This window comes from Nitratireductor alexandrii (assembly GCF_004000215.1).
GTDB classification, from domain to species: Bacteria; Pseudomonadota; Alphaproteobacteria; order Rhizobiales; family Rhizobiaceae; genus Mangrovimarina; species Mangrovimarina alexandrii.
The window spans coordinates 338,679-362,111 of the sequence record NZ_RBVY01000001.1 but is presented as its reverse complement, the minus strand read 5'-3'; the positions used below and the strand labels follow the sequence as shown (position 1 = coordinate 362,111).

Genomic DNA, 23,433 nt, shown 5'->3' with positions numbered 1-23,433 from the left:
TGGCATTTTATTCACGGAGTGGACAACGCGAGGAACCCCAGATCCTGCCTGGTTTGCACCGTCATGCTCATTTCGGCGGCGATTTCCGCCGCCGCTTCCCGCAGGGGGCCGAGACATTTTCTGGCCACCTCGGCTGCGGTGGTGACCTGCGGCAGGAACACGGTGTCGATACAGCACGCCACCCGGTCGCCGATCATGACGGGAACCGCAATCGCGCCGACCTTCGGCGGCAGGGCGAGGTCGCGCGATCCGTAGCCGGCCGCGCGGGTATGTTTGATCTCGGCACGGATGCGCCGCTGGTCCTGCAGATTGCATACGATGCGGATCAGGCGCTCGCGCTCCTCTTCCGGGCACCAGGCCAGATAGGCGCGGCCGGACGCCGAGCCCAGCACGGGCGAGCGCATGCCGACGAAGCGCGGGTTGATGTCGATGACGGAATGGCCGCGATTGGAATGGCTGACCACCATTTCGCGACCGTGCAGCATCAGGATGTCGGACGGCCAGCCGATCCGGCGCAGCAATTTGAGCAGGATCGGGGTCGTCGCCGATTCCAGCCACAGGTTGAAGTTGAAACCCGACGACAGCAAATGCACCTTCGGTGTCGCCTGGTAGACGGCCTGATCGGGATCGCGGTGAACCAGATCGGCGACCTCGAGCGTGTCGAGCATGCGAATGACGGTCGCGCGCGGCAGCCCCACCGCGCGGACGATCTCCGGCAGGCGCGCCTGACCGAGGCGATTGACTTCCTCCAGCACCCGGAAGGCGCGCAGCACGGCCCTGACCGGCTCGTAACCGGACGAGCCGCGCCGGGCGCTCGCTTCCAAACCGGTCTCGTTTTCCTGCGACAGCCGACGTCCTCCCCGCTCTGCGCCCGGTTCTGTTAGCACGATGCAAGCGCGGGGTGGAACAGCCCTGCTCCACCCCGCCTTTTCAAAGCTCCGCTTTTTTGCAGCCTCGGCCTAACCGGCTCCTACCAGTCCTCGAACACGGTGTCCTGACCCGCCGCAGCCAGCTTTTCGGCCCGGATCGTCTGCCACGCCTTGACGAAATCGGCATCGCTGTCGTCACCGGCCTTTTCCTTGGCCTCGGCCCAGGCCTCGGCCAACAGAGCCTGGCGCTCGAGATTGCGCTGCTGGCGCGCCTCGAACTCAGGCGTCCAAAAGCCGATTTCCTTGTAATAACGAACCGCGCCGGGATGGATCGGCACGAAGACATTGCTGAAACGCTGACTGTCCAGCTTGAAGCCGGCATTCGACGGATAGCCATCCTTGAAGTCGTCGTAATAGGTGAACAACGCCTTGGTGAAATTGTAGACGAGTTCCTCGTCGGTCTGGTCGACGGCGGAAAAGATCGGATAGGCGAGCGTCGCCATCTCCAACCCCGCTTCCGGTACGTCCGGACCGATCGTGGCGACATGCTTGATCAGCCAGGGCGAGACCTTCCACATGCGCTCCCAGGCTTCCTTGTCGTCGTGCGGCGTCACCAGCCAGGTGAGGCCGCGGTTCGACGAGGAAACGCGTACGCCGTCTGAATTGTTGGTGTTGGAAATCGCCGTGTCGGCCCGACCGTCGATGACCGCGTCGATGCCGGCCTTCAGACTGGCCACCTCGACCACCTCGACATCGTCGAAATCCAGACCGCCAAAGGCGAGATAGGACAGGTTCAGACGCCGCGACACCGGCGAGCCTTTCACGATCGCCATGCGCTTGCCCTTGAGGTCGGCCGCGCTCTCGACGCCTGCGTCCGCCGCCACGATCAGCCCGGTCGAGCCTTGCGAGATGCTGAGCGCCACGTAGCGCACGGGGACAGGACCGAGATTGGGCGCTCCGAACTCGTAGACGCCCTCCTGCGAAAAGATCGAATCCGTGCCAAGCGTGGCGAACTGGGCCCGCCCGTCCTTGAGCGGCGTCAGCCGGGCCACATCGCTCTTGGCGGGAAGGATTCGAACCTCGGTACCGGTCTTGTTTTTCAACGTCGCCGCGATCGAGACCGCGGAGTTATAGGCCGTGGCGCCGACATCGTAGGAAACCCAGACCATGTTGCCGGGCAATTCGACGTCCTCGGCCTGCGCGGGCGCGACCGGCGCCAGGCACATGGCCGCCAGCCCCACCGCCGCCAGTATCCGTGTTCGAAACATACTCGCCTCCTTCCATTTTTTCTTGTCGCTTCTAGCGTCGACCGATCTCCGATCAACAGTTCCCACCGGGATGCGACAAGCGTCGGCAGGAGTGGCCTCGACCACAAGTCGCTTGGCATCAAAGTATTCACTGTATGGACACTCGGCGGCGGTCTTGTATCCATTCCGCCGCTCTTTCCCGTAGCGAATGGCCGTCAGAGGCAGCGGGGCCGATATTGGCTCGGCCGGGCTCGACCTTGACCAGAATGCCGGGAGAACCGCTTATGGCCGACATCAGCACCGCGGACCACCCCTCACCGACTATGTCGGACGCCCTCGACGCTGAGGCGCTGAAGTCCTTGGGGGCACGATTGCAGGACCTGTTGCGTCTGCGCACCTTGCCGATCGCCATGAAACTGTTCGAGACGGTGGAGGCGATGCAGGCCGTCCGTGGACTGCGGTTGCCGGAAGCCGGCACCGCCTTCACCTCCTGCCAGCTCGTGACCCGGTGCCGCTATTCCGGCGTCACGCTCGGCTTCACGCACGACAATGTGCGCCCGCACTCCAATTGCGGCGGCATCCTCGGCCTCAACAAGCCGTCCGAGGCCTATCTTTCGGGCGAGCGGATGAACGGCATCTGGTTCGAGAACCAGGAAGCGGCCCACCAGCACCAGCAGCAGATGCCACGCGTCCCGCATGGCCGCTATGCCGGGGTCGTGGTTTCCCCGCTCCGCTCGGCCCGCCTCGACGACCCCAATATCGTGCTGTTTTACGGCACGCCCGGCCAGATGATCATCTTCATCAACGGCCTGCAGTGGCGGCGCTACGAGCGGTTTGATTTCTCGGTCACCGGTGAAAGCGCGTGCGCCGATTCCTGGGGCACGGCGCTGGCGACCGGCAAGACCAGCCTGTCGATCCCCTGCTTTGCCGAGCGGCGCTATGGCGGCGTCGCCGACGACGAGCTTTTGATGGCGCTGCGACCGCATGAACTTGCGCGTGCCATCGAGGGCATGGAGGGCCTGTCGCGGGCCGGACTGCGCTATCCGATCATTCCCTACGGCCCCAACGCCGATCCCGGGCCGGGCATGGATTTCAGCTACGGCGACAAGCCGAAATGAGCGCCGCCCCGCTGACGATCGCGATCGTGCAGATCCCGCTCTCAGGGCGCAGCCGTCAGGCCGCTATCGCGTCCGCCTTGAAAAGCGCGCCGACCTATCGGGCGCTCGCGCCAAAGGGGCTGGTGCGCAAGGATTATCTCAACGGGCCGGCCGGCGGCGGCGGTGTCTACACCTGGCGCAGCCGCAGCGAGGCGGAAGCCTGGTACGACGGGGCCTGGAAGGCGCGCATGACCGAACTGTTCGGTGTCGAACCGGTTGTCACCTACTACGAATGCGCGGTCACGGTGGACAATCTCTCGGGCGAGACCATCGTCCGCGATGGCCGCCAGGAAGCGGCGCGATGAGCGGTCCCCTGTCCGGGATCCGGGTGCTGGATTTCAGCTCGGTCGTGCTCGGACCGTTCGCCGCGCTGATGCTCGGCGACATGGGGGCCGAGGTGCTCAAGATCGAGTCGCTCGATGGCGACGTGATGCGGCACGCACAACCGTTCCGCAATCCGGGAATGGGCGCGATCTTCCTCAACCTCAACCGCAACAAGAAGAGCCTGGCGATCGACCTCAAGCGCGAGGCGGCGCGCGAGGTGGTGAGGCGACTGGTTGCGGGGGCGGACGTGGTGCTGCATTCGATCCGCCCGGAAGCCGCCACGCGGCTCGGCCTCGACTATGCCTCGCTGGCGGCGATCAATCCGCGCCTGATCCACTGCGCGGTGCGCGGCTTCTCGTCCGGCCCCTATGCGGACCTGCCCGCTCTCGACGACGTCATCCAGGCGGCAAGCGGCGTCGCCCGCCTGCAGGGCGGCGACGGGCCACCACGCTTCGTCAGCACCATTCTGGTCGACAAGACCGCCGGCCTGCACGCCGCCTCGGCGATCGCCATGGCGCTGTTCGAACGCGAGCGCTCCGGCCTCGGCCAGGAGGTCGTCGTGCCGATGTTCGACACAATGGTCCAGTTCATGGCGGTCGAGCATCTGCAGGGCTTGACCTTCGAGCCGCCCGAGGGACCGGCCGGCTACGCGCGCGTTCTGTCGCCGCACCGCAAGCCCTATCCGACGCGCGACGGCCATATCAGCGTCATCCCCTATACCGACCGGCAGTGGACGCGCTTCTTCGCTGCCGCCGGCAGGCCCGATCTCGCCGGCGATCCGCGCGTCGGCTCCGCCACGGCGCGCTCGACCCATGTCGACTGGCTCTACGCCACGCTTGCCGAGATCCTGACCGAGCGCGGCACGGAGGAATGGCTGTCTTTGTGCCGAAAAGGCGACATTCCCGCCATGCGGGTCAATTCGCTCGAGGAGCTCCTGACCGACGAGCAGGTGGAGGCGACCGGACTGCTGCGGCACGACCGGCATCCCTCCGAGGGCGCGCTGCGCCAGGTCGACATCCCGGTCCGCTTTGCGCGTACGCCCGGCAGCGTGCGCCGCCTGGCGCCGCGCCTCGGCGAACACACGGTCGAGACGCTCGCCGATTGCGGCTTCTCGACCGAAGAGACCGAGGCGTTGACCAAAGCCGGCGTCTGCCTGGCCGCTCCGTCGTCGCACACGGGCATGGCCGACGCATCCAAGCTGGAGGACACATGACCGAATTTCTCGACGACCCCGCCATTCGCTGGGTTTCCCACAGCTCCCATTGGGGGGCGTTCGACGCCGGCGTGCGCGACGGCCGGCTGGTCGGCGTCAGACCCTTCCGGCACGATTTGCACCCCTCGCCGCTGACCGGCGCCATACCGGACGCCGTCCACGCCGGGAGCAGGATCACAACGCCGGCGGTGCGTCGCGGCTTTCTCGAACGCGGCGCGGCCTCACGCGAGGCGCGCGGACGCGACGAATTCGTCGCGGTCGGCTGGGACGAGGCGCTCGATCTCGTCGCCGCGGAGTTGGAGCGGGTGCGCTCCGCCCACGGCAACGAGGCGATCTTCGGCGGCTCCTACGGCTGGAGCAGTGCCGGTCGTTTCCACCACGCCAAGACGCAGCTGAACCGATTTTTGAACACGACCGGCGGCTTCGTCGGCCAGATCCAGAACTATTCCATCGCCGCCGGACTGACGCTTTTGCCGCATCTGCTCGGCTCGACGCAGGCCTGCAGCGGCCCGCTCACCGGCTGGGGCAGCATCGCCCGCAACAGCGGATTGGTGGTCGCGTTCGGAGGCGTGCCGGACAAGAACCTTCAGGTCGCCGCGGGCGGGCCGGCCGAACATGCCGCGCCGTCGGGACTCCGTGCCGCGCGCGCGGCCGGCGTCGAATTCGTCAACATAAGCCCGTTGCGGAGCGACATCGATGCGGAAATCGATGCGGAGTGGATCGCCCCCAGACCGAACACCGACACCGCGCTGATGCTCGGCATCGCTCACACGCTGCTTGCCGAAAACCTGCACGACCGCGCCTTTCTCGAGCGCTACTGCGTGGGCTATGCGCGTTTCGAGGCCTATCTCGCCGGGCGGACGGACGGCACCGAAAAGAACGCCGTTTGGGCGGCGGCGATCTGCGGTATCGATCCGGCAACGATCCGCGCCCTGGCGCGGCGCATGGCAGCAACGCGCACGATGATCACCATGACGTGGTCGCTGCAGCGCGCCGACCACGGCGAACAGCCTTTCTGGATGGCGATCACGCTTGCCGCCATGCTCGGCCAGATCGGCCTGCCCGGCGGCGGGATCGCGTTCGGGCACGGCTCGATCTCGGGCATGGGCACGCCGCGCACGGAGATCGCCTCGCCCAACCTCAGCGCCGGCGCCAACCCGGTCGAGACCGCGATCCCGGTGGCCCGCATCTCCGACATGTTGCTGCATCCCGGCGCGGCCTACGATTTCAACGGCCGGACCTGCCACTATCCCGACATCCGGCTGGTCTACTGGGCCGGCGGCAATCCCTTTCACCACCACCAGGACATCAACCGGATGCGCACGGCGCTGCGCCGACCGGAAACCTTCATCGTTCACGAGAGCTGGTGGACGGCCACGGCGCGCTTCGCCGACATCGTGCTGCCGGCAACGACAACGCTGGAACGCAACGATGTCGGGGCGTGCGGACGCGACCGCTTCATCATCGCGATGAAACAGGCGATCGAGCCGCTTCACGAGGCACGCAACGACCACGACATCTTTCGCGGCCTCGCCGAACGTATGGGCACGCTGCAGGCTTTTACCGAGGGCCGCTCGGAACGGGACTGGGTCCGCCACCTCTACGAAACCGCCCGCGAACAGGCGTCGCGCCGTCAGGTCCAGCTTCCGGATTTCGATAGTTTCTGGGAACGGGGTTTTGCCGAGATCGAGCCACCGGCTGCGGATTTCGACCTGTTTGCCGATTTTCGCGCCGACCCCGAAGGATCCAGGCTCCAAACGCCGTCGGGCCGCATCGAGATCTATTCCGAGACGATCGCCGGCTTCGGCTACGACGACTGCCCCGGACACGCGACCTGGCTCGAACCGGCCGAATGGCTGGGCTCGCCGCATAGCCGCACCTATCCGCTGCATATGATCTCCAACCAGCCGCGCAACCGGCTGCACGGACAATTGGACGACACCGCGCTCAGCCGTTCCGGCAAGGTCGGCGGGCGCGAGCCGCTCCTGATCAATCCCGCCGACGCGGGAGCCCGCCAGCTTGCCGACGGCGACATCGTGCGCGTGTTCAACGCGCGCGGCTCCGTGCTCGCCGGGGTCAGGATCACCGACACGATCCGCCCCGGCGTCGTGCAACTGGCGACCGGTTCCTGGTACGACCCCGCCGACCCCAGCCGCGACGGCAGCACCGACAAGCACGGCAATCCGAACGTGCTGACCCTCGACAAGGGTACCTCCAGGCTCGGTCAGGGGCCGATCGCCCAAACCGCCCTCGTCGAGGTCGAGCGGGCGGCCGACGCGCCGCCGGTGACGGCCTACGACCCGCCGAAAATCGCCCGGGGAGTGACGCCATGAGCGGCGGCGAGGGTGGCGACCGGCCGATGACGCGCGTGGTCCATGCCGGGCGCGATCCCGAAGCGTGGAACGGTGCGGTCAACCCACCGCTCTATCGGGTCTCGACCGTCATTCAGGCCAGCATGGCGGACCGCAAGGCCGCCTTCGCGGAGCGCGCGGCCGACGGCAAGCGCATGGTTTACGGCCGTACCGGCACGCCGACCACCCGCGCGCTCGAGGACGCGCTTTGCGAACTGGAGGGCGGCCATCGCGCCCAACTCTATCCCTCGGGCTTGAGCGCGATCGCCAGCGCGATCACGGCCTTCGTCACGGCAGGCGACACCATCTTGATGACGGACAACGCCTACGGGCCGACGCGAACGTTTTGCGACACCTATCTGCGCCGCATGGGAGTGAAGACCGTCTATTTCGACCCGCGGCTGGGCGCAGACACCGCCCGGCTTATGACACCGGACGTCAAGCTGGTCTTTCTGGAATCTCCGGGTTCGCTCACGTTCGAGATCGCCGACGTGCCGGCGATCGCCCGGGCGGCGAAGGCGGCCGGTGCGACGGTCATGATCGACAATACCTGGGCGACGCCGCTTTTCTTCCAGCCGCTCGCGCATGGTGTCGACGTCTCGATCCATGCCGGCACCAAATATATCGCCGGCCATTCCGATGCCATGCTGGGGATTGCGATCGCCAATGAGGAAAGCTGGCCGCGCCTGCGCGACGGCGCCCGCCAGACCGGCATCTGCGTCGGCGCCGACGAGGCCTATCTGGCGCAGCGCGGGCTGCGCACGATGGCGGTACGCCTGCGCCAGCATCAAGAAAGCACACTCGCCGTCGCGGCCTGGCTCGCCGCGCGCGACGACGTCGCATCGGTGTTTTATCCGGCCTTGCCGGAAAGCCCGGACCACGCGCTGTGGCGACGCGACTTTGCCGGGGCGTGCGGCCTGATGGCATTCGAACTCGCCACCAAGCGCGCCGACCGCGCCGCGGCGATCGTCGACCGCCTGCGGCTGTTCGGGATCGGATCGTCCTGGGGCGGTTACGAAAGCCTGGCAATCGTCGCCGATCCGGCGGCATACCGGACCGCGACGCGCTGGCAGGCCCGCGGCGCGCTGATCCGCCTGCATGTCGGCCTAGAGGACCCCGCCGACCTGATCGCGGATCTGGACGCCGCGCTGGAAACCGGCTGAACCGACCCGAACCACCGCGACGGACCGGTCTCAGCGCGCCATCAGCACAGGCACGGGCGGTTGTTCGAGCATGGATTTGGTCACCCCGCCGAACAGGCGTTCCCGCAGACGCGAATGTCCGTAGGCGCCCATTACCATCAGTTCCGCATTTTTGTCGGTGGCGTGCCGGCGCAGGATGTCGGCGACCGGGCGGCCCTGGCTCGGCAGCCGGTCGACGGTGACCTTGGCGCCGTGACGCGACAGATAGACGGCCAGGTCGGCGCCGGGCTCCTCGCCGTGGACCGCATTCCCCGCGACAGGATCGACCAGCGCCAGCGACACGTCTTGCGCACCGACGAGCAGATCGAGCGCCGCGGTCACGGCGCGCGACGCCTCCGGGCGGGCGTCCCAGGCGACGGTGACGCGCTCGGGACGCAGGTTCGGCGTCAGGCCTTGCGGCACCAGCAGCAGCGGCGTACCGGACGAAAACAGCACGCCTTCCACCATCTTGTCCCACAAGGCGGGATTGTCGCGCAGCCCCGGCCCGGCCAGGACGAGATCGGCATAGCGGGCGCGCCGGCCTATGGCGTCGTCGGCCCAGGCCTGCTCGACATAGTCGCTGGCGACATCACCGGGAACCGGAAGCGCTGCGACCAGCTTCGACACCGCCTCGGTACGCGCGTCCAGCCGCTCGATATCCTCCTTGCGCTCCCTGGCCCAGACATCCGAAGCCATCGCGGCGTATTCGCCGACCGGCGGCGGAGCGGCGATGACGAGCACGAGCACCGAGAGGTGGGCGTCAATTTGACTGCACAATTCGGCGGCACGATGCAGGTCGTCGTCATTCGCCTCCAGCCCGGTGACAGCGAGTATCGTTTTGATGGTCATAATCCGTTCTCCGTTCGCCGTATCGACATCACGGCCTACACTCGCGTTCGATAGACGTTGGCGCGCACGCCGTCGTTGCGATAAATCAAGCGGGGCCCAACGCCGCCATTCCGGTGCGATCTTGATCCGCATCAAGGCACCGCCCGTCGCAGCCCCGCATGGTGGGTTGCGTGGACCAAAGCGGGCCACCGCGCCAGAGCGCACACCATGAGGCCGGCCGATATGACACCGCAAAGCACGATCAATGAAGACGGCGCGCAGGATGCGGCGACCGGATTTCTGTCGAAGCCGGAGACCTATCGGCTCGGCACCCCGGTCGAGGTGATCGAGACGCATATTTCGCGCATCTTTCTCGTCGGCGATCGCGCCTTCAAGATGAAGCGGGCGGTGCGACTGCCTTATGTCGACTTTTCCACGCCGCAGCAGCGGCTGTCGGCCTGCCGCAAGGAGGTGACGCTGAATTCGCGCACCGCGCCCGATCTCTATCTGGGGACGCGGCGCATCACCGCGACACCGGATGGCGGGCTCGAATTCGATGGCGACGGCGCGCTCGTCGACGCGGTGGTGGAAATGAAGCGCTTCGACCAGTCCTGCCTTCTCGACCGGCAAGCGGAGGCGGGCACCCTGACGCCGCGCCTGATGAGGGATGTGGCGCGCGCCGTTCTTCGTTTCCACGACGCGGCGCCGGTCGTGCATGACGGCGGCGGCGCCGACAATATTGCCGGCGTGCTCGACATCAACGCGGCGGGGTTCGCGACCAGCACGCTGTTCTCGCCCGATGCGGTCGCCGCACTCGGCGATCGCTTCCGCGCGACGCTCGCCCGCCATGCGGCCCTGCTCGACGCCCGCGAGACGGCCGGCAAGGTCCGCCGCTGCCATGGCGATCTGCATCTGCGCAATATCTGCGTGCTCGACGGCGTGCCCTGCCTGTTCGACTGCATCGAGTTCAACGACCAGATCGCGACCGTCGACGTGCTCTACGATCTCGCCTTCCTGCTGATGGATCTTTGGCATCGCGGGCACCGTGATCTCGCGAACCTTGTTATGAACCGCTATTTCGACGCCCAGGACGAAGAGGACGGGTTCGTGCTGCTGGTGTTTTTCATGGCCGTACGCGCGGCCGTGCGCGCGCATGTCACGGCAACCCAGTACGAGGAAGGCGGACGGCAAAACCGGGCACTCGCCGACGAGGCACGGTCCTATTTCGACCTTGCCGGAGCCCTGCTCGAAGAGCCTCCCGCGCGGCTGACCGCGATCGGCGGGCTCAGCGGCTCGGGCAAGACAACGGTTGCGGAGGCGCTCGCCGCCCATGTCGGCGCAGCCCCGGGAGCGCGCATCCTGGAAAGCGACCGGCTGCGCAAGGCGATGTTCAACGTCGCCGCCGAGACGCGATTGCCCGCGGAGGCCTACAGCGCCGAGAACTCCGCCAGGGTCTATGCCGACATGGCCCGCCGCACCCGCAAACTGCTCGACGACGGCGGCACGGTCGTCGCCGATGCCGTGTTCGACCGGCCCGGCGACCGCGCGCGGATCCGGCAATGCGCGCGCGACACCGCAACGCCTTTTATCGGCATTTGGCTGGATGCGGGCGCCGCACTTCTGCAACGTCGCGTCAGCGAAAGGTCCGCCGACGGCCCGTCCGACGCCACGGTCGCGGTGCTGGCGGGACAGTTGCGGCGCACACGCGACGATATCGAGTGGACCAAGCTCGATGCCGCCAGACCGCTGGAGCGGATCGTCGCCGACATCCTTGCCCTACATGGCTCAAAGAGCCTGCCGGACCGTGACGGCGTGCGCACCGGAACGAGAGGATGACCGCAGACCGCAACGCCATGGATTTCCAATTCGGACCTGTCGGGGGAATGCCAGTGATGCACACAACACAAGCCGGGCGGACGACCGCCATCGCCGTGGCACTTTTGGCGATGGTCGCGATGGTACCGGCGGCCGCGCAGAGCCTCGATCCGGAAAGTGCGTTTCGCGGCCGCCGTTTGGCCGAGACCAATTGCGCGCCGTGCCACGCCATCGCGCAGATCGACGAAAGCGAACATCCCGACGCGCCGCCATTCAGACACATGGCCAACCGCCGGCCGCTCGAGACACTGCCGGCCGACATGCTCGGCGACCTTTTTCTCCGGCACGCGGTGATGCCGCAATTCGAGCCGGACGAGCGCCAGGTGAACGACATCGTCACCTATATGAAAAGCATCCAGGAATAGGCGGCGACCCGAAATCCGCACAAAGCCGGCCGTGACCGGGACCGCTTGCGACCGCGCGAACCGCCCTCAGGCCAGATCCAGCGCGGCCACGCAGAGACCCGGCTCGGTTTCGCTGCGCGCGACCGCAAAGCCGAATTCACGGCACAAGGCCAGCATCTTTTCGTTGTCGGCGAGCACGAAACCCTCGATGCGGCGGATGCCCTCGCTGCGCGCATAGTCGACCAGCTGCGACAACAGCGCCCATCCGAGCCCGCGTCCCTGCAGGTCGGTGCGCACGAGAAGCGCATATTCGGCCTTTTCTTTGTCGGGGTCCGACGACAGCCGCCCGACGGCGGCCAGGTCGCCGCTGCTTGCGTCGAGCGCGACGAACGCCATTTCGCGCGCGTAGTCGAGCTGGGTCAGCCGGACCAGCATCTGATGGGGAAAGCTCTTGCGCTGCGCGAGAAAGCGGAAACGGATGTCGTCGGGCGCAATGCGGGCCAGAAAGTCCGAATAGAGCGCAATGTCGGCCGGGCGGATCGGACGAATGTCGTAGCGCGCCGGGCCGGCGTCGATCCGCTTTTCCCAGCCGTCGGGATAGGGTCTGATCGCCAAATCCGAATTGGGGCCGGCCTCGCCGACGCGTCCGGGGTCGATCTCGACGCGGGCGTCGAGCGCGATCGTGCCGTCGGCATCCGCCAGAAGCGGGTTGATGTCGATCGACACGATGCAGGGGAAGTCGACGATCAACTGCGACAGGCCCTTGAGCGCTGCCGTGATCGCCGCGCGATCGGCCGGCTTGCGGTCGCGATAGCCCGCCAGAAGACGGCCGATACGGGTTCGATCGATCAGATCGCCGGCGAGCACACTGTCGAGCGGCGGCAGCGCGATCGCGGTGTCGTCCATCACCTCGACGGCGATGCCGCCGGCTCCGAACAGGACGACCGGCCCGAAGATCGGATCGTTGCTCATGCCCAGAATCAATTCCTGGGCATGTTTGCGCACCACCATCGGCTGAACGGCGTAACCCTGGATATCGGCCTGCGGAGCGTGCGCGCGAACGCGGCTTTCGATCTCGGCGGCCGCCGCCTCCGCCGCCTCGGGCGTGCTCAGATTGAGCACGACGCCGCCGACATCCGACTTGTGCGAAATCGCCTTCGACAGCAGCTTCACCACCACTTTTTCGCAAGCCTGCAAAAGCCTCGCTGCCGCCTTGCCGGCCTCGGCCGGCGATTCGGCCACGACCGTCTCCGGCACGGCGATCCCGTAGGCGGCGATGACGGTTTTGGCTTCCGGTTCGGTCAGCATGCGCCGGCCTTCGCTGGCCACAGCAGCGAACACGGCCCGGACTTCATCGCCATTTTTTGCGACATTCTCGCCGCCGCTCGACGGCACCCGCATCAGCGCGCGCTGGGCGCGCGACCAGTCGCTGAGATAGGAAACCGCGGTGGCGGCGGCGGCCGGTGTCTCGAAGCTGGCAAGCCCTGCTTCCTGCAGGATGCGACGTCCTTCGCGGGCGGTATGGTCGCCGAGCCAGCAGGTCAGAACCGGCTTGCCGCCGATCTTGCCCCTGGTCGTCAGGCCGGCAACCGCACGGGCGGCCTCGATCGGCGAGGCCAGGCCGGTCGGACAGTTGAGCACCATGACCGCATCGACGCCCGGATCGGCGGCGACCGCCGCGACCGCCGCGCCGTAACGCTCGGCCGCAGCGTCGCCGATAATGTCGACCGGGTTGGCGTGCGACCAGGTGGCCGGCAGGGCCGCGTTCAGCCGTTCGATGGTCGTGTCCGCCAGCGCGGCCAGTTCGCCCCGGCAATCGACGAGCTGGTCGACGGCCAGCACCCCGGCGCCACCGCCATTGGTGACGATGGCGACCCGCGCGCGTTCGAGCGGGGCAAAACGGGCTGTGGTCTCGGCGGCATCGAACAGATCGGCCAGGCTCGTCACACGCAGGATCCCGGCCCGCTGCAGCGCGGCCTCGACCACGCGGTCGGCGCCCGACAGCGCGCCGGTATGGGTGGCGGCCGCCTTGGCCGCTGCTTCGTGGCGGCCAGACTTGATGGCGATCACCGGTTTGAGGCGCGCTGCCGCGCGCGCCGCCGACATGAATTTGCGCGGATCGGGGATCGTCTCGAGATACATCACGATCGCGCTCGTGTGCGCGTCGCCGGCCAGCATGTCGAGCCAGTCGCCGACGTCGACATCGGCCATGTCGCCCAGCGAGACGATGTGGGAAAAGCCGAGATGGTTTTCCGCCGCCCAGTCGATCAGCGAGGTGGCGATCGCGCCCGATTGCGACAGCAGCGCTATATTGCCGGGCTTGGCCGCCATATGCGCGAAGCCGGCATTGAGCCTGGCCGGCGGAATCATCAGCCCGAGCGTGTTCGGCCCGATAATGCGAAAAAGATGCGGGCGGGCGGCCTCGAGCATGGCCTGGCGCAAGCCGTTTTCGTGCGTCAGGCCGGCGGTGATGACCACCGCGGCGCGCGTGCCCCTGGCGCCGAGCTCGCCAATGATGCCGGGCACGGTCGCCGGCGGCGTGGCGATGACGGCGAGGTCGGGAGTGCCTGGCAGGTCGGCGACGCCGGCAAAACAACGCCGCCCCGCGACCTCCTCATATTTCGGATTGACCGGCCAAACCTCGCCCTGAAAGCCGGCATCGACGATGTTTCGCATCACCACGTCGCCGACGGCCCCGTCGCGGACCGAGGCGCCGAAGACCGCCAGCGATTTCGGGTGAACGGCGCGCTCGAGATTGCGGATGGTCACTGCGAAGCTCCTTGGCCCTGACGTGGTGCGGATGGACTGTACGACGTCCAGGCCCGCTCCCCTAGGCCCCGAGCGGACAAACCGGACATGTTTTTGATCGCGCTTGACGCTGGGGCGCGGCGCGAATTGCGGGACGCGGATCTTCTTTTTTCGCACGGGTTCGGGCAGGATCGGCGGCGTCAGCCGGTTCGAGGCGTGGTTTTCCCAGCCGCCTCATCCCCGCGCGCCGCAGACAAATACTGTCCTGCGCGCGGCGAGCAGCCAGCCCGACGGGACGTCTCGCGCGCCGCGGCGTGTTTTTTGCTACAGGGCGTCGATCGCCCGTTCGGACACGCCGTCGGCACCGGAATGCGGCCCGGTCTTGGCGGCCGCGATCACGGCACGGAATAGTCGAAATCGTGACACTGGGCGCAGAAATTCTCCGATTCTTGGTGGACCTTGTGGCAAAGGTCGCATTCGGCGAAGGTCGGGCCGTGCGGCGTCGAATGCGGATTTGCCGGATGCGTGTCGGCCGTCCGTGCTGCAAGGTCTTCCAATGGGCCGTGGCAGGCGAGACACTGCTCGGTCGACATCGGCCCCGGCGCCTCGGTTTGATTGTGGCATGTTTGGCACGTCACCCCGCTAAGCAGGTGGCTGTGATCGAGCGGGATCGCCGACAGCAGCGCGAGCGGGGTGTCCGGCGCATGGCAGGCCACACAGTCATCACGCTTCATGCCGGCGGTGGGAACGTGTCCGGGTGACAGCACCTGCGTGTCGCCGTGGCAGGTTGCGCAATCACCGGGGTCGTCGCTGTGCATCAGCAACGCCGTCGCGGCGGGCGCTGCCGACACCACAAGAAGCACCGCCAGCCCGAGCGTCGCCCACAGCACGCGCCGCCTATCTTTGCCGCACATCGTCATATCCCGAAAACGCTGCGCCCTCTATGTGCCAGGTCAGCCCCAGCCCTTTTCCGCCGCGGCGTTCCGCCCCGCAATACGACCGAACGTGAGACAATCCGTATAGGCGCAAGACCCCAGTCGTGACGCGCCGTGGATGCCGCCGGCGGCCTCGCCGGCCACGTAGAGACCGGCAATCGGCTCGCTCGACAGGACATCGAGCGCCTGTGCGTCGCCATTGATCGCGCAGCCGCCCATCGTGTGGTGAATCTTCGGCGACAGCCTGACGACATAGAAGGGGGGCGTGCCGATCTTGCCGGCATCCGCCTGCATGTATCGTCCGAATTCGGTATCGGCACCCGCATCGACACTTTCGTTGAAGGTCTCGATCGTCGCTTTCAACGGCGCGAGCGGAATCTCGTGTGCCTCGGCCATCTCCTCGAGCGTGGCATATTCCATCAGCACGCCGGCTTCCTTCATGCGTTCGAAACGTTCGCGGCGGCCGGCCGCGCTGCCCTTGGCATAGCCGGCGGAATCCACGAAGGCGACGGTCTTGTTGCCCACGGCAAGCATCGCATCGGCACGGGTCTTCCTGTCGGCCAGTTCGTTGACGAACCGTTTGCCGGTCTGCGTGTCGATCCACAGCCCATAGGACGCCGCCACGCCCTGGGCGAAATGCGGGGTTCGCCCGAAGCCGCGTTCGTCCGGACTCGTCCACGGACCAAGCTGAATCCAGGATGGCTGAACAAGGACGCAGCCGATGCCGAGCGCCTCGCGCAGCGCCTCGGACGTGGCGCCCGGCTGATTGGTGGTGTCGAGTTCGCCGCCAAGACGCGGATCCTGCAAGGCCCGGAAGACAGGGTCGGCGCCGAAACCGCCGGTCGCAAGCACCACCGCCTTGCGCGCCTTGATGGATATCGGCGTACCGCTCTCCAGATCGGGATGGCTGAATCCGCTGTGAGCGATCACGCCCTTCACGCGCCCGTCACCATCGCGGATCAGACGCTTCAAAAGCGTGCGGGTGCGCGGTTCGACGCCCATTTCCTTGAGTTTGGCCAGTTGCGGTCCGATAATGCCCGATCCGCTGCCGGCGGCAAGCGCGTAGGACCGAGGCACGGCGTGGCCGCCCATATGGGTGAGGCCGGTATACTCGGCCCCCAATTCGTCGATCGTCCACTGCACGGTTTCGACCGACTTCTCGGCGACGATGCGCGCCAACTCCGGATGATTGAGATGCAGCCCGGCTTTGAGCATGTCGTCATAGAGGCTGTCGACGGTGTCTTCGATTTCCGCCTCGGCCTGCAGCGGCGAGCCGGCGGCCGCAATGACGCCACCACTGATGATCGAGTTCCCGCCCGGCGTGCGCATTTTTTCCAACAAGGCCACCGACGACCCCGCCTTCGCGGCCTCGTGAGCGGCGGCCAGTCCGGCAAAACCGGTGCCGACGACAACGACATCGAATTCCTCATCCCATGTCTGCGGAAGCGCCGCCGTGGCAGCCCGGACGTCGGCCGCCGACCATGGCAACAGGCCGCCTGCCAGAACCGTGGCCGTCCCCGCCAGCATGCTTCTGCGGGTTACATTAGGGGTGGTGACCATGATGCCCTCCTTCTGTCAGGCCCGAACTGTCGTCGCAGCATTTTTGATATTAAGACGGCCTGCGGGCCATCCCGGCATTGACGTGGATCAAAACGCTGCCCGTTCGGCCTGACTTGGCGAGCGCGATCGGACGCCGACCCGGCGCGGCGGCCAGCGCAAATCGCACACGCCAGCACGCTTCGGCACACCCCAGAGCAGCGGCGCTATTCTGTTAAATATTTGGTTTTATTGAAGAAAAATGGTGCCCAGGGGCGGAATCGAACCACCGACACGCGGATTTTCAATCCGCTGCTCTACCAACTGAGCTACCTGGGCACGGCTAGCGGTCGACCGCCGGCCGGAGTGCTGAAGGCCGGCGCGAACCAGCCCGAAAGCGCGTGGGTTATAGCACGAGTTTGGCCCCTGTCCAGCGTCGCCACAGGGAAAATTCGCAGGCGCGGACGAACCCGTTTTCCCGCGCCTCCCGACGCCCCGGCACACGGGCCCGGCAATCGCGGAAGACCGGGCGCGAAACGCAGCGGAGGGCCGAAACGGCGCCCCGTTTCAAGATACCAGATGTCCTCGCAACGGCCTGACCGGCGCCGATGTCACGCCGGGCGAGCGGGCCGAGGCCGGGGCGAACCGGCCCGTGTCAGGCTTGGCCGTCGTCGCCGTCACCGGAGATATCGGCCGATTCGCCGGGAATGGCATAGCGGCCGGAAAGCCAGCGGTTGAGATCGACCTCCTTGCAGCGCGTCGAGCAGAAGGGAAAGGTGGGGCGCGCCGACGGCTTGCCGCATTCGGGGCATTTGGCGCGCGGCCTGAGCGGCGTCACCTTGGGGTCGTGTGCAGTGTTCATCTCGATCTCAGCGGCTGCGCCAAAAAACCGGTCCTTCGGCCCCGCCATATCGGATTGTCGGCCACGGCGTCAAACAAGCCTGTCGGCTCGGGCATCGTCCGTCAGGCGGTGCGGGCGCCCGAGAGCCAGGCGAAATGCACCTTGTAGCCCTCGCCGGTCAGCAGACCGACGGTTTCGTAGAGCGGCAGGCCGACGACGTTGGAATAGGAACCGACCAGCTTGACGACGAAGGTGCCGGCAAGCCCCTGCACGGCATACCCGCCGGCCTTGCCGCGCCATTCGCCGGAGGCGAGATAACTCTCCAGTTCCTCGCGCGACAGCCGCTTGAAGCGCACCCTGGTCTCGACCAGCTTCTGGCGCGTCTTGCCGGACGGCGTTTTCAGGCAGATGCCCGTATAGACGCGGTGGGAACGCCCCGACAACAGTCGCAGACAGTTGGAGGCTTCGTCGAGCAGCTCGGTCTTGGGCAGAATGCGGCGCCCGACCGCCACCACAGTGTCTGCGGCCAGGATGAAGGCGCCCTCGAAACCGTCCTCCTCCGACAGCGCCGAAAACGCCTTTTCAGCCTTGGTCTTCGACAGGCGCTTGGCCAGAGAGCGCGGATGCTCGGCCTTGGCCGGCGTCTCGTCAATGTCGGCGGGAAAGACGCGATCCGGCTCGATGCCGGCCTGCTGCAGCAGTTCGATGCGTCGCGGCGACCCCGAGGCCAGCACCAGATTCTGGAATACGCTCATGAATGAACCGTCGGCACGCGGCCGGTTTGGGCCGGCGCTATTTGAAGCGGTAAGTGATGCGGCCCTTGGTGAGATCGTAGGGCGTCATTTCGACCAGAACCTTGTCGCCGGTCAGAACGCGAATGCGATTCTTGCGCATCCGTCCAGCCGTATGGGCGATGATTTCGTGTTCGTTTTCGAGCTTGACCCGGAACATTGCATTGGGCAGCAATTCCGTGACGGTGCCCGGAAATTCGAGGACTTCTTCCTTCGACATTCGGTACCTTTTCTTGAGAACATATGCGGCCGGCACCCGGGCGGGCCGCAGATCGCGCGGAACCTATATGATTATCCCGCGCTTGTGAACACGCTTATTGCGCCGGCGCGCCGGCGCCGAAGCGATCGCGAATCCGGGCTTCGAGGCGATCGCGCACCTCGCGATAGGCGGCGAGGATGTTTTCGCGCGAGCCCGAGACGATCGAGGGGTCCGGCGTGGGCCAGTATTCGACCTCCACCGACAGTGCCCGCGTCAGTTCGAGCGCGGCGTGATGCGCCTCCGGCGCCAGCGTGACGATCAGGTCGAAATAGTCGTCCTCCAGATCGTCGAGCATGCGCGGGGGGCGCTCAAGCGGCGCGAGGCCGTTCTCGGCAAGCACGGCATCGACGAACGGGTCGCGCTCGCCGGCCCGCACGCCGGCCGAGGCCAGAAACACATTGGCCGGCAGCAGCGCACGCGCGATGCTCTCGGCCATCGGCGAGCGGATCGCGTTCATGCCGCACACGAAAAGGATGGAGTTGGGCGCGGCGCGACCGATACCCGGCGACGGGTTGGATGCGGGAACGTCCGGCACACTCAAGGGCGCCCTCACCCACGCCAATGCAGCACGCAGATCAGCGTGAACAGCCGCCGCGCCGTGTCGAAATCGACATCGATCTTGCCGGCGAGCCGGTCCATCAATGTCTGCGAGCCTTCATTGTGGAGCCCGCGCCGGCCCATGTCGATCGCCTCGATCTGCGACGGCGTGGCGCTGCGGATGGCTTGATAATAGCTTTCGCAGATCATGAAGTAATCCTTCACGATGCGCCGAAAGGGCGTCAACGACAGAATATGGGTGACGACGGCGGCGCCGTCCTCGCGCGATACCTCGAACACCAGCCGGGATTCGGCCAACGACAGGCGCAACCGATAGGGGCCGCCGTCGTCGCCGACGGGGCGGAAGTGGTTTTCCTCGATCAGGTCGAAAATCGCGACGGCGCGTTCATGTTCGACATCGGGCGTCGAGCGCCCGATCGATTCATCGAGGACGACGTCGACAAGGCGGGACTTGGTGCCGGTGCCCTGTTCCACCACCGCCTCACATGTTGAGCCGGATGGCCACGGAGCGGGCATGGGCGCCCAGCCCCTCGGCCTCGGCCAGCGCGATCGCCGCCGGCGCCAGCGCCCGCAACTGCTCCGATCCCAGTTTCAGGATCGAGGTGCGCTTGACGAAATCGAGTACCGACAGACCGGAAGAAAACCGTGCCGAGCGCGCGGTCGGCAGGACGTGATTGGAGCCGCCGACATAGTCGCCGATCACCTCCGGCGTATAGCGACCGATGAAGATCGCGCCGGCATTGCGCACCCGCGCGGCAAAGGCTTCGGCGTCGTCGAAGGCAAGTTCGAGATGTTCGGGCGCGATCCGGTCGGCAAGCGCGACGGCCCGGTCGAGCGACGGCACCAAGATGATGGCGCCGAAATCGCGCCAGCTCGCCGCCGCGGTCTCGCCGCGCGTCAACTGCTTGAGCTGACCGTCGACGGCGGTCTCGACGGCTGCCGCGAACGCAGCATCGTCGGTGATCAGGATCGACTGGGCGGCGGTATCGTGTTCGGCCTGGGCAAGCAGGTCGGCGGCGATCCATTCGGGATCGTTGTCGGCGTCGGCAACGACCAGCACCTCGGAGGGGCCGGCGATCATGTCGATGCCGACCTTGCCGAACACCTGGCGCTTGGCGGCCGCGACGTAGGCGTTGCCCGGCCCGACGATCTTGGCCACCGGCCGAACCGTCCCGGTACCGTAGGCGAGCGCGGCGACCGCCTGCGCGCCGCCGAGGCGGTAGACCTCCGACACGCCGGCCAGGCGCGCGGCCACCAGCACAAGCGGGTTGAGCACGCCGTCGGGCGCCGGCACGGTCATCACGATACGCTCCACACCGGCAACCCGCGCGGGCACGGCGTTCATCAGCACCGAGCTGGGATAGCTCGCGGTCCCGCCGGGTACGTAGAGCCCGACCGATTCCACCGGCGTCCAGCGCGAACCGAGCTCGACGCCCAATGCATCGGTATAGCGGTCGTCGGCCGGCAACTGGCGCCGGTGATGGGCCGAAATCCGGTCGCGGGCCAGCTCCAGTGCCTCGACCGTTTCCGGATCGGCGGCGGCGAGCGCGGCGTCGAACTCAGCCTCGCCGACGCGCAGCGTTTCGGCACTCAGGGAATTGCGGTCGAGGCGTTTCGTATAGTCGATGAGGGCTTCGTCGCCGCGTGCCCGCACATCGGCAACGATGTCGCGAACGGTCTGGTCGACGTCGTCGGAAACCTCGCGCTTGGTTTCCAGAAAGGCCGCGAAGCGCGTCTCGAAATCGGCCTTCTGCGCATCGAGTGTGATTGCCATTGCCGGCCGTTCCTCAAATACCGTGGCTGGGCCGGGCGCGCGCCTCCCAGGCGCCGCCAAGATCGGCCAGTTGCGCCTCGATGCACTCGACCTCAAGCCGCAGCACGCCGCCGCCGGCGAAAACCAGCTCGACCACCCCGCCCGGCGCGTCGCCCTCGATGAAGCGCAGGGCAAGCAGCGACAGGACGTCGTCGGGTTTCTCGCGAGCAATGCCGGCGGACTTGACCGACAGGACGCGGTCGAAATGCAGGATCGCGTTGCGGCGCTCATTGTGCGGCACCAGCAGCTTTTTCGGCGCTTCCCACACGAACCGGTTCATCGGCAGCACAACCCGCCGCTCGCGCGGCAGATAGTCGATGTCGCCGATCTTGATCACCGCGTCCTGGACGTGGGCCGAGATGATGCGGAGATCGTCGGTGTCGAGCGCCACAAGTTTCAGAAAAGACATGGATATCGGCTCGGTTCCGGTCGGTGTGCCAGTTCGCGCCTGTGTTAGGCGGTCTTTTCGGCAAGCGCAATCCGGCGCCGCGATTCCTTGGCTGCACGAGCGGCCAAACAGCACTCTCAGCTGGAAATACGTTCGATCTCGGCCCCGCAGCGCGAGAGCTTTTCTTCCAGCCGCTCGAAACCGCGGTCGAGATGATAGACCCGATTGACCGTGGTCTCTCCCTGGGCGGCCAGGCCAGCAATGACGAGCGACACCGAAGCGCGCAGATCGGTCGCCATGACGGGCGCACCGTTCAGTTGCGGCACCCCCTCCACGATCGCCGTCTGCCCCGACAGGCTGATATGGGCGCCGAGCCGGGCCAGTTCCTGGACATGCATGAAGCGGTTTTCGAAAATCGTCTCGGTGATGCGCGCGCGGCCCTCGGCGCGGGTCATCAGTCCCATGAACTGGGCCTGCAGGTCGGTCGGAAAGCCCGGAAACGGTGCGGTCGAGATGTCGACCGGCGCGATGCCGGCGCCGTTGCGGGCGACGCGGATGCCTTCATTGGTGGTGCTGATCTCGGCGCCGGTGCGCGCGATCGCCTCGAGCGCGGTTTCGAGAAGGTCGGCGCGCGCGCCTTCCAAAAGCACGTCGCCGCCGGTCATCGCCACCGCCATCGCATAGGTGCCGGTCTCGATCCGGTCGGGGATGACGCGGTGGCGCGCCCCTGACAATGCGCTTACGCCCTGGATCAGGATGGTGTCGCTTCCGGCGCCGGATATGCGTGCGCCCATGGCGTTGAGACAATTAGCAAGGTCCGCGACCTCGGGTTCGCGCGCGGCGTTTTCGATCACCGTTTCGCCCTTGGCCAGCGACGCCGCCATCATCAACACATGGGTGGCGCCGACCGAAACCTTGGGAAAGACATAACGGCCGCCGGCAAGCCCGTTCCTGGCGCGGGCGACGACATATCCGTTGTCGATGTCGATCTCCGCGCCGAGCGCGCGCAACCCGTCGATGAACAGATCGACCGGCCGCGTGCCGATGGCGCAGCCGCCCGGCAGCGACACGCGCGCCTCGCCGATACGCGCCAGCAAGGGGCCGATCACCCAGAAACTCGCCCGCATCTTGGAAACCAGCTCGTAGGGCGCGGTGGCGTTGACGATGTTGCGGGCGGTAAAATGAATGGTGCGCGAATAGCCGTCGCCCTGGCTTTCCCGGCGCCCATTGACCGAATAGTCCACCCCGTGATTGCCGAGAATGCGGATCAGCTGCTCGACGTCGGCCAGATGCGGGACATTTTCCAGGGTCAGCGTATCGTCGGTCAAAAGCGCGGCGATCATCAGCGGCAAGGCCGCGTTCTTCGCGCCGGAAATGGGGATCGCCCCGTTCAAAATGTTGCCGCCGACGATCCTGATCTTGTCCATTAAACCCGCTTTCGGCGCGTCCGCGCCCGCTGGTGTTGCTTTCTTGACGAGCCGGTCTATGTCAGCCGGCCGCCCGGTTCAAGAAAATCCCCGCAAAACCTCTAGCCGGCAACAAGGCCGAAATCAGGCGGTGCATCTATTGCCCGTCGTCTCGCGCTGTCTTTTCACCGTTTTCGGCGCATGTGGCATCGAGGCCGTCGGGGCGCTCATCGGCCCCGCCGGCGCGGCGCGCACGCGCCTGCGCCTTGCGGCGTGCGAGATTGGCGCGCAGCTGTCCGGCGAGCCGCGCTTTACGCGCCGCGCCGTCGTCCTGCTTGTGCGTCTTGTCGGCCATCGTCTCCCCGGCCCGATGTAAAATGGTCGCCCCAGAAATAGCCCGCCCGATGGGCGTCGATCAACCGTGCCGAAAACCGAGCCCCGGCGACGGCTTTGCGGCGCTGTCAAAAATGGCGGCCGGCTGCTTGCGCTTGCCTGTGCGATATGCCAGAAGTCCGCCGCGTCGCACGGACTGCTGCCGTAGCTCAGGGGTAGAGCACTCCCTTGGTAAGGGAGAGGCCGAGAGTTCAAATCTCTCCGGCAGCACCAGACGCATAACTTCCCTTGGTTTCGAGCGCTTTTCCCGCACGGTTGCCGGTCGTGGCCAAAGGCCAGCCGCGCGCGCACCCCGCATGCCTGGCCGGAAAAACCGCGCAAAAAACGAAAAAGGCCGGGGCAAACCCGACCTTTCTCCACTGCCTCAACATCCCGC

At 66.6% G+C, this 23,433-nt stretch carries 22 protein-coding genes and 2 tRNA genes; 8 read left to right on the top strand and 16 right to left on the bottom strand.

All coding sequences use genetic code 11. The features are described from left to right. Positions 1-11 precede the first annotated feature (11 nt). Together EP380_RS01725 and EP380_RS01720 are read right to left on the bottom strand one after the other, a co-directional pair. Entirely contained in the window at positions 12-824 is an 813-nt protein-coding gene (locus EP380_RS01725) for a helix-turn-helix domain-containing protein (protein ID WP_127595900.1), read from the bottom strand. Positions 825-970: 146 nt separating this feature from the next. Beyond that, positions 971-2,137, bottom strand: coding sequence for a TAXI family TRAP transporter solute-binding subunit (locus tag EP380_RS01720; RefSeq protein ID WP_127595897.1), 1,167 nt, complete (start codon positions 2,135-2,137; stop codon positions 971-973). Between the two features lie 263 nt (positions 2,138-2,400). Between EP380_RS01720 and EP380_RS01715 the strand changes: the two genes are divergently transcribed. The 5 genes from EP380_RS01715 to metC are packed head-to-tail and all read left to right on the top strand — an operon-like array spanning position 2,401 to position 8,324. Continuing rightward, on the top strand, positions 2,401-3,234 hold the full coding sequence (locus EP380_RS01715; protein ID WP_238719664.1) for a DUF169 domain-containing protein: 834 nt from the start codon (positions 2,401-2,403) through the stop codon (positions 3,232-3,234). Beyond that, a complete protein-coding gene (locus EP380_RS01710) occupies positions 3,231-3,578 on the top strand; it encodes a monooxygenase (protein WP_106572245.1) in 348 nt (115 codons plus the stop codon). Before EP380_RS01715 ends, EP380_RS01710 begins: the two co-directional genes overlap by 4 nt. Continuing rightward, entirely contained in the window at positions 3,575-4,810 is a 1,236-nt protein-coding gene (locus EP380_RS01705) for a CaiB/BaiF CoA transferase family protein (RefSeq protein WP_106572244.1), read from the top strand. The genes EP380_RS01710 and EP380_RS01705 overlap by 4 nt, the downstream gene beginning before the upstream one ends. After that, positions 4,807-7,143: a molybdopterin guanine dinucleotide-containing S/N-oxide reductase gene (locus tag EP380_RS01700; RefSeq protein WP_127595894.1), complete on the top strand. Its 2,337-nt coding sequence runs from the start codon at positions 4,807-4,809 to the stop codon at positions 7,141-7,143. Before EP380_RS01705 ends, EP380_RS01700 begins: the two co-directional genes overlap by 4 nt. Then, entirely contained in the window at positions 7,140-8,324 is a 1,185-nt protein-coding gene (metC, locus tag EP380_RS01695) for a cystathionine beta-lyase (RefSeq protein ID WP_106572242.1), read from the top strand. The genes EP380_RS01700 and metC overlap by 4 nt, the downstream gene beginning before the upstream one ends. Positions 8,325-8,354: 30 nt before the next feature. Here the strand turns inward: metC and EP380_RS01690 are convergent, their stop codons facing one another. Beyond that, entirely contained in the window at positions 8,355-9,191 is an 837-nt protein-coding gene (locus EP380_RS01690) for a universal stress protein (RefSeq protein ID WP_127595891.1), read from the bottom strand. A gap of 222 nt (positions 9,192-9,413) precedes the next feature. Between EP380_RS01690 and EP380_RS01685 the strand changes: the two genes are divergently transcribed. Together EP380_RS01685 and EP380_RS01680 are read left to right on the top strand one after the other, a co-directional pair. Further along, positions 9,414-11,006 carry a bifunctional aminoglycoside phosphotransferase/ATP-binding protein gene (locus tag EP380_RS01685; protein WP_127595889.1) on the top strand — a complete coding sequence of 531 codons (1,593 nt, stop codon included), beginning with the start codon at positions 9,414-9,416 and terminating at the stop codon, positions 11,004-11,006. A 56-nt stretch (positions 11,007-11,062) separates the two neighbouring features. Continuing rightward, on the top strand, positions 11,063-11,410 hold the full coding sequence (locus EP380_RS01680) for a c-type cytochrome (RefSeq protein ID WP_164749716.1): 348 nt from the start codon (positions 11,063-11,065) through the stop codon (positions 11,408-11,410). Between the two features lie 66 nt (positions 11,411-11,476). On the opposite strand, the gene EP380_RS01675 is transcribed toward EP380_RS01680, so the two are convergent. From EP380_RS01675 to EP380_RS01615, 13 genes are all read right to left on the bottom strand, one after another. After that, positions 11,477-14,158, bottom strand: a complete 2,682-nt coding sequence (locus EP380_RS01675; protein WP_127595882.1) for a bifunctional acetate--CoA ligase family protein/GNAT family N-acetyltransferase — start codon at positions 14,156-14,158, stop codon at positions 11,477-11,479. Between the two features lie 374 nt (positions 14,159-14,532). Next, on the bottom strand, positions 14,533-15,027 hold the full coding sequence (locus EP380_RS01670) for a cytochrome c3 family protein (RefSeq protein ID WP_158264393.1): 495 nt from the start codon (positions 15,025-15,027) through the stop codon (positions 14,533-14,535). A 63-nt stretch (positions 15,028-15,090) separates the two neighbouring features. Further along, positions 15,091-16,632: a flavocytochrome c gene (locus EP380_RS01665; protein WP_127595879.1), complete on the bottom strand. Its 1,542-nt coding sequence runs from the start codon at positions 16,630-16,632 to the stop codon at positions 15,091-15,093. Positions 16,633-16,871: 239 nt separating this feature from the next. Further along, positions 16,872-16,947 (bottom strand) — tRNA-Phe (locus EP380_RS01660). Positions 16,948-17,263: 316 nt separating this feature from the next. Beyond that, positions 17,264-17,470 (bottom strand): DNA gyrase inhibitor YacG, encoded by a 207-nt coding sequence (gene yacG, locus EP380_RS01655; protein WP_106572283.1) that lies wholly within the window; start codon positions 17,468-17,470, stop codon positions 17,264-17,266. 101 nt (positions 17,471-17,571) lie between these two features. Beyond that, entirely contained in the window at positions 17,572-18,204 is a 633-nt protein-coding gene (locus EP380_RS01650) for a Maf-like protein (RefSeq protein ID WP_106572223.1), read from the bottom strand. 37 nt (positions 18,205-18,241) lie between these two features. Beyond that, a complete protein-coding gene (gene infA, locus EP380_RS01645; protein ID WP_106572222.1) occupies positions 18,242-18,460 on the bottom strand; it encodes a translation initiation factor IF-1 in 219 nt (72 codons plus the stop codon). Positions 18,461-18,554: 94 nt separating this feature from the next. Next, positions 18,555-19,040 (bottom strand): arsenate-mycothiol transferase ArsC, encoded by a 486-nt coding sequence (locus EP380_RS01640; RefSeq protein ID WP_420845826.1) that lies wholly within the window; start codon positions 19,038-19,040, stop codon positions 18,555-18,557. Between the two features lie 8 nt (positions 19,041-19,048). Next, complete coding sequence (locus EP380_RS01635) at positions 19,049-19,531, bottom strand: UPF0262 family protein (protein WP_238719663.1); 483 nt, start codon at positions 19,529-19,531, stop codon at positions 19,049-19,051. Positions 19,532-19,538: 7 nt separating this feature from the next. Further along, positions 19,539-20,831 (bottom strand): histidinol dehydrogenase, encoded by a 1,293-nt coding sequence (hisD, locus tag EP380_RS01630; RefSeq protein WP_127595873.1) that lies wholly within the window; start codon positions 20,829-20,831, stop codon positions 19,539-19,541. Positions 20,832-20,844: 13 nt separating this feature from the next. Continuing rightward, positions 20,845-21,279 (bottom strand): DUF2948 family protein, encoded by a 435-nt coding sequence (locus EP380_RS01625; protein WP_127595870.1) that lies wholly within the window; start codon positions 21,277-21,279, stop codon positions 20,845-20,847. A 116-nt stretch (positions 21,280-21,395) separates the two neighbouring features. Next, on the bottom strand, positions 21,396-22,685 hold the full coding sequence (murA, locus tag EP380_RS01620) for a UDP-N-acetylglucosamine 1-carboxyvinyltransferase (RefSeq protein WP_127595867.1): 1,290 nt from the start codon (positions 22,683-22,685) through the stop codon (positions 21,396-21,398). Positions 22,686-22,821: 136 nt separating this feature from the next. Then, entirely contained in the window at positions 22,822-23,019 is a 198-nt protein-coding gene (locus EP380_RS01615) for a hypothetical protein (protein WP_238719662.1), read from the bottom strand. A 176-nt stretch (positions 23,020-23,195) separates the two neighbouring features. Here EP380_RS01615 and EP380_RS01610 point away from each other — a divergent pair. Beyond that, positions 23,196-23,270: transfer RNA gene (locus EP380_RS01610), tRNA-Thr, on the top strand. The last annotated feature ends 163 nt before the right edge of the window (positions 23,271-23,433 follow it).

Excerpts from the sequence above, each read along its gene's own strand:
- EP380_RS01720 (WP_127595897.1), bottom strand. The coding sequence starts at position 2,137 with ATGTTTCGAACACGGATACTGGCGGCGGTGGGGCTGGCGGCCATGTGC.
- EP380_RS01715 (WP_238719664.1), top strand. The coding sequence starts at position 2,401 with ATGGCCGACATCAGCACCGCGGACCACCCCTCACCGACTATGTCGGAC.
- EP380_RS01710 (WP_106572245.1), top strand. The coding sequence starts at position 3,231 with ATGAGCGCCGCCCCGCTGACGATCGCGATCGTGCAGATCCCGCTCTCA.
- EP380_RS01705 (WP_106572244.1), top strand. The coding sequence starts at position 3,575 with ATGAGCGGTCCCCTGTCCGGGATCCGGGTGCTGGATTTCAGCTCGGTC.
- EP380_RS01700 (WP_127595894.1), top strand. The coding sequence starts at position 4,807 with ATGACCGAATTTCTCGACGACCCCGCCATTCGCTGGGTTTCCCACAGC.
- metC (WP_106572242.1), top strand. The coding sequence starts at position 7,140 with ATGAGCGGCGGCGAGGGTGGCGACCGGCCGATGACGCGCGTGGTCCAT.
- EP380_RS01690 (WP_127595891.1), bottom strand. The coding sequence starts at position 9,191 with ATGACCATCAAAACGATACTCGCTGTCACCGGGCTGGAGGCGAATGAC.
- EP380_RS01685 (WP_127595889.1), top strand. The coding sequence starts at position 9,414 with ATGACACCGCAAAGCACGATCAATGAAGACGGCGCGCAGGATGCGGCG.
- EP380_RS01680 (WP_164749716.1), top strand. The coding sequence starts at position 11,063 with ATGCACACAACACAAGCCGGGCGGACGACCGCCATCGCCGTGGCACTT.
- EP380_RS01665 (WP_127595879.1), bottom strand. The coding sequence starts at position 16,632 with ATGGTCACCACCCCTAATGTAACCCGCAGAAGCATGCTGGCGGGGACG.
- yacG (WP_106572283.1), bottom strand. The coding sequence starts at position 17,470 with ATGAACACTGCACACGACCCCAAGGTGACGCCGCTCAGGCCGCGCGCC.
- EP380_RS01650 (WP_106572223.1), bottom strand. The coding sequence starts at position 18,204 with ATGAGCGTATTCCAGAATCTGGTGCTGGCCTCGGGGTCGCCGCGACGC.
- infA (WP_106572222.1), bottom strand. The coding sequence starts at position 18,460 with ATGTCGAAGGAAGAAGTCCTCGAATTTCCGGGCACCGTCACGGAATTG.
- hisD (WP_127595873.1), bottom strand. The coding sequence starts at position 20,831 with ATGGCAATCACACTCGATGCGCAGAAGGCCGATTTCGAGACGCGCTTC.
- EP380_RS01625 (WP_127595870.1), bottom strand. The coding sequence starts at position 21,279 with ATGTCTTTTCTGAAACTTGTGGCGCTCGACACCGACGATCTCCGCATC.
- murA (WP_127595867.1), bottom strand. The coding sequence starts at position 22,685 with ATGGACAAGATCAGGATCGTCGGCGGCAACATTTTGAACGGGGCGATC.
- EP380_RS01615 (WP_238719662.1), bottom strand. The coding sequence starts at position 23,019 with ATGGCCGACAAGACGCACAAGCAGGACGACGGCGCGGCGCGTAAAGCG.